General features: G+C 62.7%; 10 protein-coding genes and 1 pseudogene. 5 read left to right on the plus strand and 6 right to left on the minus strand.

The genetic code is table 11. From position 1 onward, the window contains the following. Nucleotides 1-174 precede the first annotated feature (174 nt). The 4 genes from ileS to FJ980_RS08580 all read right to left on the minus strand — a co-directional run bounded on the left by ileS (nucleotide 175) and on the right by FJ980_RS08580 (nucleotide 6,265). Nucleotides 175-3,138 carry an isoleucine--tRNA ligase gene (ileS, locus tag FJ980_RS08565; protein WP_140542482.1) on the minus strand — a complete coding sequence of 988 codons (2,964 nt, stop codon included), beginning with the start codon at nucleotides 3,136-3,138 and terminating at the stop codon, nucleotides 175-177. A gap of 306 nt (nucleotides 3,139-3,444) precedes the next feature. Then, the gene (locus tag FJ980_RS08570; RefSeq protein ID WP_140542483.1) at nucleotides 3,445-4,242 is read right to left on the minus strand and encodes a MipA/OmpV family protein; all 798 of its coding nucleotides are present in this window, start codon (nucleotides 4,240-4,242) and stop codon (nucleotides 3,445-3,447) included. A 120-nt stretch (nucleotides 4,243-4,362) separates the two neighbouring features. Further along, nucleotides 4,363-5,553, minus strand: coding sequence for a glycosyltransferase family 4 protein (locus FJ980_RS08575; RefSeq protein ID WP_140542484.1), 1,191 nt, complete (start codon nucleotides 5,551-5,553; stop codon nucleotides 4,363-4,365). 106 nt (nucleotides 5,554-5,659) lie between these two features. Then, nucleotides 5,660-6,265, minus strand: coding sequence for a hypothetical protein (locus FJ980_RS08580; protein WP_140542485.1), 606 nt, complete (start codon nucleotides 6,263-6,265; stop codon nucleotides 5,660-5,662). Nucleotides 6,266-6,298: 33 nt separating this feature from the next. Between FJ980_RS08580 and FJ980_RS08585 the strand changes: the two genes are divergently transcribed. The 4 genes and pseudogenes from FJ980_RS08585 (at nucleotide 6,299) to FJ980_RS08600 (ending at nucleotide 9,882) form a co-directional block, all read left to right on the plus strand. Beyond that, complete coding sequence (locus FJ980_RS08585; protein ID WP_140542486.1) at nucleotides 6,299-6,631, plus strand: hypothetical protein; 333 nt, start codon at nucleotides 6,299-6,301, stop codon at nucleotides 6,629-6,631. 120 nt (nucleotides 6,632-6,751) lie between these two features. Continuing rightward, nucleotides 6,752-7,717, plus strand: a complete 966-nt coding sequence (locus tag FJ980_RS08590) for a glycosyltransferase (RefSeq protein WP_140542487.1) — start codon at nucleotides 6,752-6,754, stop codon at nucleotides 7,715-7,717. Next, the gene (locus FJ980_RS08595) at nucleotides 7,717-9,144 is read left to right on the plus strand and encodes a glycosyltransferase family 1 protein (RefSeq protein ID WP_140542488.1); all 1,428 of its coding nucleotides are present in this window, start codon (nucleotides 7,717-7,719) and stop codon (nucleotides 9,142-9,144) included. The genes FJ980_RS08590 and FJ980_RS08595 overlap by 1 nt, the downstream gene beginning before the upstream one ends. Before the next feature lie 182 nt (nucleotides 9,145-9,326). After that, nucleotides 9,327-9,882, plus strand: a pseudogene (locus FJ980_RS08600) (HdeD family acid-resistance protein). 158 nt (nucleotides 9,883-10,040) lie between these two features. Here the strand turns inward: FJ980_RS08600 and FJ980_RS08605 are convergent. Next, complete coding sequence (locus FJ980_RS08605) at nucleotides 10,041-11,024, minus strand: bifunctional riboflavin kinase/FAD synthetase (protein ID WP_140542489.1); 984 nt, start codon at nucleotides 11,022-11,024, stop codon at nucleotides 10,041-10,043. A 32-nt stretch (nucleotides 11,025-11,056) separates the two neighbouring features. Further along, nucleotides 11,057-11,917 (minus strand): TIGR01459 family HAD-type hydrolase, encoded by an 861-nt coding sequence (locus FJ980_RS08610; protein ID WP_140542490.1) that lies wholly within the window; start codon nucleotides 11,915-11,917, stop codon nucleotides 11,057-11,059. A 261-nt stretch (nucleotides 11,918-12,178) separates the two neighbouring features. On the opposite strand from FJ980_RS08610, the gene FJ980_RS08615 reads away from it, so the two are divergent. Beyond that, nucleotides 12,179-14,089 (plus strand): pilus assembly protein, encoded by a 1,911-nt coding sequence (locus FJ980_RS08615; RefSeq protein ID WP_281406324.1) that lies wholly within the window; start codon nucleotides 12,179-12,181, stop codon nucleotides 14,087-14,089. Nucleotides 14,090-14,124: the final 35 nt, after the last annotated feature.

Raw genomic sequence — 14,124 nt, forward strand, 5'->3', positions numbered from 1 at the left:
CTAACAGCCTTTCGGTCGCCACCGGCCAAGGGCACGGTCCCCTGCTTCCCCGCATTTGCGATGGAAATCCGGCGACAATTTGTCTGCCGGAGTGTCGCGTGTTTACCTCAACCGCTCGTTAAGGGCAACGCACGGGCGGTTTCGGGCCACCCGGCGCGCTGCTTTTGCACCGGCTTATAAACGCCCAAGCGCCTTCAGCTCGTGCAGCACGGCCGCATCGCGGGCCGAAACGTCCGGGAATTCCGGATCCTGGCCGACATCGGCGGTGTAGCGCCAGGAGCGCGCGCATTTGACCAGACCGCGATCCTCGGCTTTCTCCACCACCACCGCCACGCACTTGACGTCATCGAGCGTGAAGGCGCCTTCCGGGGCCTTGCCATGCTTAACGACGAGATCGCTGGTGATCGCCATCTCGGCCATGTCGACATCGGCGATCGCTGCTTCCAGCACCGCATCGTCGAGCGTCACCACCGGCACCGCCTCGAGCGACGAACCGATCAGCTTCTCGGCGCGCGCGATCTCCAGCGCGCCGGTGACGACACGGCGCACCTGCCTTACCTTGCGCCATTTCTCGGCCAGCGCCTCGTTGCGCCAGTTCTGCGGGATCGCCGGGAACTGGTCGAGATGCACCGACACGGCTTGCGGATGGCGGTCGAGCCAGGCTTCTTCGGTGGTGAAGGGCAGCATCGGCGCCAGCCACTTCACCAGGCATTCGAAGAGGTGGCGCACCACCTGCACGGCCGCCTTGCGGCGCAGGCTCGACGGTCCGTCGCAGTAGAGCGCGTCCTTGCGGATGTCGAAATAGAAGGCCGAAAGCTCCACCACCATGAAATCGAGCAGCGCGCGGGTGATGCGCTTGAACTCGAACGCATCGTAGCCCTGGCGCACCACCTCGTCCAACTCGGACAGCCGATGCAGCATCAGCCGTTCCAGTTCCGGCATCGTCTCGACCGGCACGTCATGGCCGTCGTCATGGGCGAGCGTGCCGAGCATCCAGCGGATGGTGTTCCTGAGCTTGCGGTAGGCGTCGATATTGGTCTGCAGCACGTTCTTGCCGAGGCGCTGGTCTTCCCAATAATCGGTCGTCACCACCCAGAGACGCAGGATATCGGCGCCGGACTGCTTGATGACGTCCTGCGGCACGACGGTGTTGCCGAGCGACTTCGACATCTTGCGGCCTTCCTCGTCCATGGTGAAGCCATGGGTGATGACCGTGTCGTAAGGCGCCCTGCCCCTGGTGCCGCAGCTTTCGAGCAGCGAGGAATGGAACCAGCCGCGATGCTGATCCGAGCCCTCGAGATAGACGTCGGCCGGCCATTTGAGATCCGGACGGTCTTCCAGCGTGAAGACATGCGTCGAGCCGGAATCGAACCAGACGTCGAGGATGTCCATCACCTGGTGCCATTTCGAGGCATCGTGATTGCCGAGGAAGCGCGCCTTGGCGCCCTCGGCGAACCAGGCGTCGGCGCCTTCCTTCTCGAAAGCGTCCATGATGCGCCGGTTGACGGCCTCGTCCTTCAGCACATTGCCGTCCTCGTCGGCGAAGACGGCGATCGGCACGCCCCAAGCGCGCTGGCGCGACAGCACCCAGTCCGGGCGCTCCTCGATCATGGCGCGGATGCGGTTCTGGCCCGCCGCCGGCACGAAGCGGGTGTCGTCGATCGCCTTCAGCGCGCGACTGCGCAGCGTCGTGCCGTCGCCAAGGTCCTTGTCCATATAGACGAACCATTGCGGCGTGTTGCGGAAGATCACCGGCTTCTTGGAGCGCCAGGAGTGCGGATAGCTGTGCTTCAGCCGGCCGCGCGCGAAGAGCGCGTTGCGCTTGATCAACTCGTCGATGACCGCCTGATTGGCATTGCCCTTCTTGCCGTTGTCATCGATGACGCGCGCCGCACCGCCCTCGCGCCCGGGGCCGAAGCCCGGCGCGTCCTTGGTGAAGAAGCCGGCATCGTCGACCGTGAAGGGGATCACGGTATCGACGCCGCGCGCCCTGAGCTCGCTCGCGGCTTCCATCCAGGCATCGAAGTCCTCGCGGCCATGGCCGGGCGCGGTGTGCACGAAGCCGGTACCGGCATCGTCGGTGACATGCTCGCCGGCAACCATCGGCACCGGGAAGTCATAGCCACCGCCTAGCCCCTTGAAAGGATGCGAAAGCGTAAGCATCCCAAGCTGTTCGGCCGAGACGCTATGAAGCCGGTTCAGTGCGATCTTGGCCTTGGCGGCACAGTCCTCGGCCAGCGCGTCGGCAAAGATCAGCTTCTCGCCGGGCTGCGGGCCGAATGCGTTCTCGGCCGCCGTCACATCATAGAGGCCATAGGCGATGCGCGGCGAATAGCTCACGGCGCGGTTGCCGGGGATCGTCCAGGGCGTGGTCGTCCAGATGACGACATGCGCCTCGACCAGATCGAGCGCGGCCTCGTCCAGCGCCGGCGCGGCGCCGGCGACCGGCTGGGCGAGGCTCGCGACCGGGAATTTCACCCAGATTGTGTCGCTCTCATAGTCCTGGTACTCGACCTCGGCCTCGGCGAGCGCGGTACGCTCGACCACGCTCCACATCACCGGCTTCGAGCCGCGGTAGAGCTGGCCGGACATGGCGAATTTCAACAGTTCGCCGGCAATGCGCGACTCGGCATGGTAGGCCATGGTCGTATAGGGATTGTCGAAATCGCCGACGACGCCGAGGCGCTGGAACTCTTCGCCCTGCACCTTGATCCAATGAGCCGCGAAGTCGCGGCATTCCTTGCGGAACTCGTTGACCGGCACCTCGTCCTTGTTCTTGCCCTTGGCGCGATACTGCTCCTCGATCTTCCATTCGATCGGCAGGCCGTGGCAGTCCCAACCCGGCACGTAGTTGGCGTCATAGCCGCGCATCTGGAAGGAGCGGTTGATGACGTCCTTGAGGATCTTGTTCAGCGCATGGCCGATATGGATGTTGCCGTTGGCGTAGGGCGGACCGTCATGCAGCACGAATTTCTCGCGGCCGGCGGCCTCCTCGCGCAGCTTTCTGTAAAGGTCCATGTCCTGCCAGCGCTTGACCAGGCCAGGCTCCTTCTCGGGCAGGCCGGCGCGCATGGGGAAATCCGTCTGCGGCAAATAAAGCGTTTTGGAATAGTCGATCGTCTCAACAGTGTCGGTCATTGATCTGCCATCTCAGGGTACCCGACGACAAAAAGCCGGGTGTTCAAGTCTTGCTTTGACGCATATCGTTTTCCCAAAAACGAAGCCACCTTCGGGCGATATGCGTTGATGTTCATGAAAAAACGCGAGGGGCGCGCGCGAAAACACCCGGCGGCTCCAGCGGCGCTCAGGCCGCCCGGAACACCGGGCCCGTAATTCGTATCGCGATCGCGAAAAGGCGCGAAAAGCTCGTCATGGCGTGGCTTTTAGCGGATGGCGCGGCAGGAATAAAGCGCGGATTTCAAGGCATGAGGCCGCTTTCGCGACCTACATCGTGAAATTGAAGCGGTAAGTGGTCGAGACACCGAACATCCACTGGTTGCGGTCGCCGCGCTCCTTGACAAGGCTGGAATCGGCCGCCGGCCCCATCAGGCGCGAATACTCGGTGAAGACGCTCGCCGTCATCGGCTCGGTCACTTTCCAGGTGATCGCGCCGCCGAGGCCGGTCGATTTCACGCCGCCGCCCGGATGGTACTCGCTCAAGCCCGAAGCCGCCGCTTCCTTGGCATTGACGCCGTAATAGGCGTCGAAATAGTCCGACGAGGCGAAGGAAACGCGCGGACCGCCGGAGATGCGAACGGTCGGCGTGATGTCGTAGAAGGCGTCGGCCGCGATATCGGCGACGAAGCCGTTGTGGGAGCGGATGCCATGCCGCAGCTCGGCCCGCGCGCGCAGCCAGTCCAGCGGATAAAATTCGAAGAAGCCGCCCGCCTCGCCGCCGAAGCGCACCGGATCGAGGCCCTTGAGCTCATCCTTGCTCTCGCGCGAGAATATGAACTTGCCGGTCAAGCCGGCGCGAATGGAACCGTCATCGATCAGCGCCAGCGAGATGTTGTCGTTGCGCGAGGTGAAACGCGCCTCCGGACCGACCTTGCCGAGCGAAATGATCGGCTGGGCGCTGAGCATGTATTTCTTGCCGCCCTCGAAATTCGGCGCAACCAGCGCTGTGGCGCCGAGCGTCAGATACCAGTCGCCGGATATCCAGCTGCCCTCGCCCGCTTGGGCGACGGGCGCGGTGGACAGGCCCATGGCAACGGCCAGCGGAATCGTCCCGACAATACGCATCGTCACCCCTTATGCGAAACGCGCCGGCAGCACCACCTGCCAGCGCTCAAGCCATGCCGCGCGTTCGGTAAAATTTGGCTTAAAGTCGTAACGTCGGAGCCGGCGGAATCGACGGACGAATTAGGCGACACGCCGGGTGCGGCGAGACGTCTCTATCAGATCGCAGGCCGCTTCCAGTCCGCCGGTAAGCGGGTTTGATGCCCCGTAGGCAAGAGCCGCCTTGTGCCATTGCGCGGGGACCGCCGGGTTGCCGGCCTTCAGGATTGCCTGCCGCCAGATTTCAGGATCGTCGCGGTTGGCCACAACCAGCCCCGCTCCGCTGGCTTCGACATATTTTGCATATCCGCAGGCGTCCGATGCGATGACAGGCAAGCCGTTTGCGAGTGCCTCGAGGATTACCGTGCCTGTATTTTCAAGGCGAGCCGGATGCAGCATGAAATCGCTTGCAACCACAATCGCCGGAATGTCTTCCTGGATGCCCAGCAGGGTAACCCGTTCCGACATGCCGGATTTGGCAATCAGGGCGCGAAGTCGCGTTTCTTCCTCGCTGCCTTTTCGAAGACCGGCGATCAGCCAATGGATATCCGGGAACGGCTGAAGGCCCTTTACCGCCCGATCGAGACCCTTCACCTTCAATCTGTTGGCGATGGTCAAGGCAATGACGGATTTGCGGGGAAGCCCAAAACGATCGCGGATCTCATTGCGGTCGACAGTGAGCAGTTCCGGCCTGCGGCGTTTCGGATCGAGCGTCGGGCCGACGACGTGAATGCGCGATTCCTCGGTTCGCCAGAAGTCGCGGTAAAGCGCTGCCTGGTTTTCGCTGAGCGCAATGATCTGCACGGCGTTGCCAGGGGCAAAGATCATCGATTCGAGATTCTGCTGGCGCATGAAGCGGGGCGAAAACGGCCGCCACCATCCGAGCTTCGACACAAAATAGGGCGGATCGCCGGCATAGTAGATGTCCAGACCCGCCATCTTGTTGAAACCGACCACGCAGTCGAAGTCGCGCCTGGCCGTCAGCACCGACCTTCCCAGCGCATATTCGGTGCCCGGGTTGGAGAGAACCCTTGCCGGCTGGATCTTTATCGTAGCCGAACTCTCGACATGACCGACCTGGCGCGTCGTCAGGATCGTCACGCTATGGCCGCGCCCGACCAGTCGTTCGCTGATATTGAGACAATCCCTCTGCAGACCCCCATTCATGAAGAGGGTAGAGATTGCGCAGCAGATTCTCATCGCGTTATCCGGAGCGCCGCCCCACCCCCAAGTCAGATCGGAGAGAGACCCCGGGTGCGCCCCAGACTTCCCCATTCAAACAAACACGCCGGGCGCTCAAATGTTGGTCGTGTTGAAAACAGGCATATGCTGTATATAGTCCGTTATCAAGAGACCTGGATGCTGTTGCATTCAAGCTTTTTCAAAAAAACTCAATTGGAGCGCGCATGAAAATTCCACGGGGCGATCGTGGCCGCCGAGCCGGCCTCGACTGAAAGCCGCGGCAGCCGTGCCAAAGGCCCTGCGCGAATATGACTTGCAGCAATGGTTGAGGCTGCAGCCGCTGACGCATGCCATCAAGACTGCCCGTTACCGGAAAATCGACCGGAGATTTCTGCGTCAGCCGCTCAAGGATGGCGATATCCAGGACATCCGTGCCGCCGCCCGGGGTCGCCATGTCCTGATTACCGTCGCTTTCGGCGATGCTCAGTGCCTGGATCTGCAGTTGCGGCTGACGAGACGACTTGTTCGCCATGATCTCCACATCGTTGCCGACAACAGCATCGGCGAAGCTTCCGCAGGCGACAACAGGCAGATATGCGCAGCCCATGGCGCCGCTTATGTCAGGCTGCCGACCAATCCGTGGACCGCAAGAAACCCGAGCCGGTCCCACGGCGCGGCGCTCAACTGGATGTGGCACAATATTCTGAAGCCGGCCGCGCCGGCCGCGTTCGGATTCCTGGACCAGGATCTTTTCCCGACGCAGCCATGCGATCCTTTTGAGCCTCTTGAAGATGCGCCGTTTCACGGCGACCTCCGCACGGCAGGCTCGCGATGGTATTTGTGGGCTGGCTACTGCTTCTTCCAATTCGACGCCGTCGGCCGCAAGCCTCTCGATTTCGGGCTCGACTGGTTCGCCGGCCTCGACACCGGCGGAGCCAACTGGGAGGCGCTCTATCGGGATGTGGATCCGAACACGGTTCCGCAACGGCCGATAACCGCATTCGCGGCCTTGCCTGGGGTTGAGCTCAGACGGGCCTATTGCGAATGGCGGGGCAGCTGGCTTCATGAAGTCGGCCTCGATGGCGACCTCTCGTTGAAGGCGAAAAAACGCGAGGCGGTCCTGCGGCTGCTCGCGCCCGCGCTTGAGATCCCGCTCGGATCGGCGCGATAAGGAAATTGACGGTCGACAGACCGAGGAAACTTTGGAATTTGGAATTTTGAAGCCAGGCTGCCGACATTCGAGAATTCAACGGCCATTCGGTCGCGACCGATCATCGCAAGGAAAGTTCCATTGCCGACAGTAAGCGTCATCATGCCGGTGCGAGACGGCGCGCAATATGTCGGCGAGGCCCTGCAAAGCATCCTGGACCAGGATCTGGCGGATATCGAAGTCATCGTCGTCGACGACGGATCTTGCGACGACAGCGCCGCGATCGCGACATCGATCGGCGGCCGCGATGGCCGCGTCAAAGTTGTCGCCAACCGCGGCAAGGGGATCGTCGATGCGCTGAACATGGGGATTTCGCTCGCGCGGGCCCCGCTTACGGCGCGCATGGATTGCGACGATGTCTCGCTGTCCGACAGGTTGCGCCTGCAGGTGGCGTGTTTCCAGGCCGACGCCGATTTGCAGTTGCTCGGCACGGCGGGATTTCAGATCGACCGGGACGGAAACCCGTTGAGGCCGATTGACGTTCCCGCCGGCAACGACCAGTTGCGGGATGCGCTTGCCGGGTACAATCCGATGCTGCATCCGACGGTGATGTTCCGGACCGAGGCTGTTCGGCGCGCGGGAGGCTATCGTCGGGCGTTCACCTATGCCGAGGACTACGATCTTTGGCTGCGGCTTTCCGAGACGGGAAAACTGGCCAACATGGATGAGCGGCTCGTGAAGCTGAGATCGCATCCGGGACAGATATCGCGCATGAAGCAGGATCAGCAAAAGGCGGCAGCGGCATTGGCCAGGCAGTCGGCGTTGCTGCGTCGAAATCGCGCCGAGCCGTTCGACGCCAACGGCCAACCCGCGCAGGCCATCGCGAGCTTTCTGGCATCGCGCGCCGCCACAGGGGCCGGCATCTCCAGCCTGGAAAGACGCGACATCGAGTTGCTGTTGCGAACCGCGGGCATACCCATGGCCGTCACTTGCAAGCTGCTGTTCCTTGCGGCTGTCGGCGCCCCTTCGTTCAGGACGCTCGCGCTCGGACCGCGATTGGCCTGGCGCAGGATGATCGCGCGTCCTGCACGAATTCGGCCCAGCTGATGCGGCTTGTCGTCGATCTCTCGAGCATGGTGCGCTGGCTCGGCCCCCCGGTCGGCCTGGTCCGCGTGCAACGCCACTACGCAGCCGTGGCGGCCGCATTCAAGGGCTGCGAGGTGGCATTCACGGTGTTCGACCCGATCGAGCGGGTGCTCAGACAGGTTTCGCCGAACATAGCGGCGGAGATCATCGCCGGCGACATTTCGTGCGACATGACCTTTTACCCGGATCCTGCCCGCTTCAAGACGCGTTTTTACGATCGCTGGCCGAACTGGGCGCGGCGGTTGCTGATGGCGATCATCAGACCGCGCCGAATCCTGATAGCGGAAATCGGCGCGTTCGGCCGGCGCAATCCCGGCAGCCCTTTCCTTCGTTTTCTCGACCGGATCGAAAACAGGCTGATGAAGGAAACCGAGCGGCGGCAGGTCGCTGGCGTGGGCGGTTCACGCGCCCGGATCGTCCCGCTCAGGACCGTGGCCGGCGACAAATACGATCTTTCGCCCGGCGACCATCTGCTCTTGATGAACAACGACTGGGCCCATACCGATATCGAGGTCATTTCGCGCGAGGCGCGTCTGGTCGGCGCAAAGCTGATCGTGCTGTTGAACGACATCATTCCGATCCAGTTTCCCGAATGGTACAAGCCGCACGACGTCGAGAGATTCACGGACTATGTGGATCTGGCGATGAGGCTGGCAGACCGTTTCATCCTGACTTCGAGGCGTGTCACCACCGATGTCGAGGAATATGCCGCCAAGCGCGGCATCCGCCTGCCGCAGCTGGAGCATGTCCCTCTCGGCTGCGACAGCGCCCGCAAATCGAAGGCGGACGGCCGCCTGCCGGATGGGCTCGAGACGGATCGCTACATCCTCTTCGTTTCCACCATCGAACCGCGCAAGAACCATTCGCTGCTCATGGATGTCTGGATGCGCCTCGTCGTGGACGGAACAGTCGCGCGTAGCGGCATGAAGCTGGTTTTCGTCGGCCGCGGCGGCTGGCTGGTCGACGGCATCCTGGCCAAGCTTCACGGCCATCCTGCCTACGGCAAGAGCCTCGTTCATCTCGACAACGTCGATGACGGAACGCTGTCCCTTCTTTACCGCAACAGCGCGTTCTGCGTGTACCCGTCGCTCTACGAGGGATATGGGCTGCCGCCCGTCGAGGCGCTGGCCTACGGCAAGGCGCTGATCGCCTCGACGGGCGGAGCCATCGCCGAAGTGGTCGGTTCGTCGGGACTCTGCCTTGATCCGCTCGACGTCGAAGGTTGGAAAAACGCGATGCGGGAGTGGATCACTTCGCCCGCGGCCCGTGCTCCGTACGAGGCGAAGGCCGCAGATTTCGTGGCGCGAAGCTGGGGGCAGGCCGGCCGGGAGACGCTGGAGGCGACGCTGGCGCCCTTCCCGGACGAAGTCCAGCCGCCGCCAGGTTGACGATCTCTGCATGCCCGTCGATCGCTGTCATCCGGCCGACGCCGGCCAAGTCGGGTCGTCGGCAAATGGCGGGCTGACGAAGGCGGCGCTTCGCACGCCGTGCTGCTCGCTGGACGCTTAAGTTCATCGGGACTACCTTCCTTTCACCCGCAAGCGGCGCGGCGACATCGGAGGGAAAGATCATGACCTTGCAAGGCGATGCTCTGAAAGACGCGATCGGCCAGACGCGGGACAAATGGGGATGGTTCGTGGCGCTCGGCGTGTTGCTGCTGATCTTCGGCGGCATCGCTTTCGGCAATCTGTTCATCGCTACCGTCGCCTCCGTCTATGTCGTCGGCTGGCTGATGCTGATGGCGGGTGTCATCGAGATCATCCACGCCTTCGGGGTCAAGACCTGGGGACGTTTCTTCTACTGGCTGCTGAGCGGCCTGCTCTACGCCGTTGCCGGCTTCTTCGCCTTCGACAACCCGTTGCTCGCCTCGGCCGTGCTGACGCTGCTGCTGGCCGTCGCGCTCGTCGCTTCGGGGCTTTTGCGGTCCTGGGTGGCCTTCAATCACCGGCCGCAGCAAGGCTGGGGATGGCTGCTGGCGGCCGGCATCATCACCATTCTGCTCGGCCTGATGATCGCCATGGGCTGGCCGGTGAACAGGCCTTTGGGTGCTGGGCATCTTCCTGGCGATCGACCTGGTATTCCAGGGATGGAGCTTCATCGCCATCGGGCTGGCGCTGAAGCGGTAGCAGAAAGCGGCGATTTAGGATGTGTTGAGATTCAGGTCAGGCCGAGCCGAGAACGGTGGTTTCCGAGAACCGGAGCGGAGCGTACTTTTCGTACGTGAGCACCGGAAGCGCAGGAAACCGTCGTTCGCAGGCCGGCATCACCTGAATATCAACGCAGCCTAGAACGCGATTTCGGCGTCCAGCTGCGAGAGCGGGCGCACGCCCTTGAGCAGCGCTCTCGCCTCGGCCTCGTCCTTTTTCATCTGCGCTACCAGCGCATCGAGGCCGTCGAATTTGAGCTCCGGGCGCAGGAAGCCGAAGAACGACACTTGGCAGGTCTCGCCATAAAGATCGCCGGAAAAATCGAAGACGTAGGTTTCGAGCAGCGGCGCGCCATTGTCATCGACGGTGGGACGCCGGCCGAAGCTGGCGACCCCGTCATGAAGCGCGCCGTCGGCGCGACGGAAGCGGACGGCATAAATCCCCTCCTTCAAACCCGCTTCCGGCGAAAGCCGCATATTGGCGGTCGGGAAGCCGAGGGTGCGGCCAAGCCGCTGGCCGCCGATCACCTCGGTCTCGAGGGTGAAACGGTAGCCGAGCAGGCCGGCGGCCTCCTCCACCTTGCCTTCGGCGAGCAGGTCCCGGATGCGGCTCGACGAAACCACCTCCGCGCCTTCATCGCGGAAGGCGTCGACCAGCGTGACGCCGAAGCCGTGCCGTTCGCCGGCCGCCATCAGAAAGGCCGGCCCGCCCTGGCGGTCCTTGCCGAAATGGAAGTCGAAACCGGTGACGGCGTGGCGGATGCCGAGGTTTTTCTCCAGCACGTCGGTCACGAAAGCCTCGGGCGAGAGCGAGGCAAAATCGCGCGTGAACGGCTGCTCGACCAAAGCGGCAAAGCCAAGTCCGGCGAGCAGCCGCGCCTTCATCGGCGGCGGCGTCAGCACGAAGAGCGGCACCTGTGGCCGGAACACCTTGCGCGGATGCGGCTCGAAGGTGAGCACCAAAGCGGGCACGCCATTGCGGCTGGCTTCGGTCAGCGCGCGCTCCAGGACGGACTGATGGCCGCGATGGACACCGTCGAAATTACCGATCGCCACGACGCCGCCGCGCAGATGCGCGGGCAGCGGCGCGACCGCCGAAAGACGTTGGAAGGCTTGGTTCATGTCGAGGCGCCCGTCATGGCCAGACCTCCAAACTATTGCAGACGCGCAATGACGGCGACCGGCCGGTAGCCGTGCTTTTCAAGGAAGCCGGCCAGCCTTTCCGGATCGGGGCTGAGCGGATCGCCATAGTCGCGAGCGTGGATGCCGCCCGAGACATAGAGCACGTCAAAGCCGTTGTCGGCCGCGCCCTTGACGTCGGTCATCATGCCGTCGCCGATGGCGAGGACCTCGCTGCGCTCGACGGCGCGGCCAAGAAGGCCGGCGACCTGCTTCATGGCGACATCGTAGATCGGCGCGAAGGGCTTGCCGGCAATCAGCGTACGGCCGCCAAGCTGCGCGTAATCTCGCGCGAGCGCGCCGGCGCACCAGATGGTGCGCTCGCCGCGCTCCACCAGGATATCGGGATTGGCGCAAATGAACGGCAGATTGCGGGCACGCAGCCGCTGCAGCATTTCCGCATAGTCGGCGGGCTTCTCGACCTCGTCGTCATAGAGGCCGGTGCAGACGATGCCCGAGGCCTCGAATTCCTCGACGAGATCGACGTCGAGCCCATCATAAAGGGTGAAATCGCGCTCGGGACCGATGTGAAAGATCTTCCTCGGTCCTTCGGCGATCAGGTCGCGGGTCACATCACCTGATGTGACGACCCGGTCAAAGGCCTCGGCCGGCACCCCGATGATCTTCATCTGGGCGACGACGTCGGCGCTGCGACGCGGCGAATTGGTGATGAGCACGACAGGCACATTGGCCGCGCGCGCCCTTGCAAGCGCCGCGGCAGCGGCCGGAAAGTGCCATTCGCCATTGTGCACGACGCCCCATACGTCGCACAGGATGGCGGCGTAGCGCCCCGCAAGATCGTCGAGCGAAGCGATGATGTCAGGCGAATCCGCCATGCCGTTTCCCTGGTTTCGATCCCTGACAAGACCGCGACAGCCATTCTTCAGTTCAGCGGACGCCACGGCCGGTCCCGCATAACCGAAGCGCTTCATCCTGTCACCAGCTTTCCGGCATCGGCCTTCGACGCGCGTCGGTGAACAGGGTTAATGCCCAGTCAAATGACCGTGCGACCTTGACGCTTTCGAGAGAGCTAAAATTTAACGATTCATGATCATGCTAAACGAGAAACTATAGGATCCTGGCGGGGGCTAAGGGCATTGATCCGCAAATTCCTACACGACAGGCGAGGCAACTATGCCTTGATGACGGCCGTCACCATGATACCGCTGATGGGCGGCGTGGCGCTTGCGGTCGACTATGCCGAGCTCATAAGGGAGCGGCAGGAGACGCTGAACGCGCTGGACGCCGCCGGCATTGCGACGGCACAGCAGATCGTCGGCGGCGCCACCGACGCCGAAGCCAAGGCCTTTGCCAAGACATTCTTCGAGGCCAATCTCAGGCACGTCCTTCCGGCGAACACGACGCTGACGGTGACCTTGCCGAACAACAACGCGGGCGGCGGCACGCTGGTGCTCGAGGCGGCCTTGAAGTACCAGCCCTACTTCCTGCCGGCCGCGGTCGCATTGCTTGGCGGAACGCCGGGTCAGACGAACGTCAACTTCTCGGCCAGATCTGAAATCCGCCTCAAGAACACGCTGGAAGTGTCGCTGGTGCTGGATAATTCCGGCTCGATGAACGATATCAGCGTCTCGAATAAGGTGCGGTTCGATCTGCTCAAGAGTGCCGCCAAGCAGCTCGTCGACCAGTTGGCCGGCCAGGCGCAGATGATGAGACAGATCGCCAATCCAGTGCAGTTCAGCCTCGTGCCGTTCGCCGCCTCGGTTAATGTCGGCCCCGCCTACCAAGGCGCGGCATGGCTTGATCCGTCTGGTATTTCACCCATCCAGCATGAGAATTTCAACTGGGCTACCATGACCAAGGCGCTCAATGCCAACAGGTGGGCGGAGCAGGTTGGCGGCGTTTGGTATGCGCGCGGTTCGCAATGGGGGGCACAGCAAGACCTGCCGCTAACGCGCTTTTCAGTGTTTGATCAGATGACGCGCGTTACCGCATGTAGTGCAAAGGATTCGAGCGGCAACTGCACGGCTAACGCGACATTCACCTATGGCAAAGTCGCGAGCTGGGGAGGGTGTGTTGAGGCGCGACCTTATCCCTACAACATCAACGATGCCCCCGCCACGTCGGCAACACCGGCCACGATGTTCGTGCCGATGTTCGCACCGGATGAGCCTGGCAACCAGTGGACGCTTTCAAACGGTTACGTCAAAACCTTCGGCATGATCAACAGCTGGTGGGATGACAAGGATGCGACCACCTCCACCGGCCAGGCCGCACAATTGGCCAGGCAGAAGAACATGACGAAGTACTTCGCCCCGGCCCCGCTTAACAAAGCTCCCTTGCCTGCGCCAATCGACGGCGGACCGAACTATAGCTGCACCACAACGGCGATCACCCCGCTCACGGACGTCTCGAACGCCACCGGCTTGACCACTGTCAAAAACGCTATCGATGCCATGGTCGCAGTCGGCGCTACCAATGTAACCGAAGGCATGGCCTGGGGCTGGAGAACCCTGTCCAGCACAGCTCCCTTTACCGGGGGCCGACCCGAAACGGAAAAAGGCAACGATAAGGTCGTGATCGTCCTCACCGACGGAGCGAACACCTATTACCCACCCAGTTTTTTCGGCGCCAACGACTATCCTCTGAACAGGTCGAGCTATTCCGCGTATGGATACACGGGCGTCGGCTACAACGGCACCAGCACTACCCGCCTTTACATGAACACCGATGCAAACTTTGATAAGACGACATACACGAAAGCGAACTACACCAAGGCCATGAGCGAGCATCTGGCAACGCTGTGCGACAACGCCAAGGCGGCCAACATCATCGTCATGACCATCGCGCTCGACCTCGATTCCGCCAACACGGACGAGGCGGCGCAGATGGCAGCCTTGAAGACCTGTTCGTCGGACTCGCGTTTCCGGAGGGACCCGACCGACCCGAGCAAGCCGGCGAAGCTGTTCTGGAACTCGACCGGCGCGACGCTGTCTGACGACTTCAAGTCAATCGGCAGCGAGCTGTCGAACTTGCGCATCGTCAGCTGATCGTCTGGCACGCCGCAGGCAATGATTTGGTTAGC

This window comes from Mesorhizobium sp. B1-1-5 (assembly GCF_006443065.1).
Lineage (GTDB): Bacteria > Pseudomonadota > Alphaproteobacteria > Rhizobiales > Rhizobiaceae > Mesorhizobium.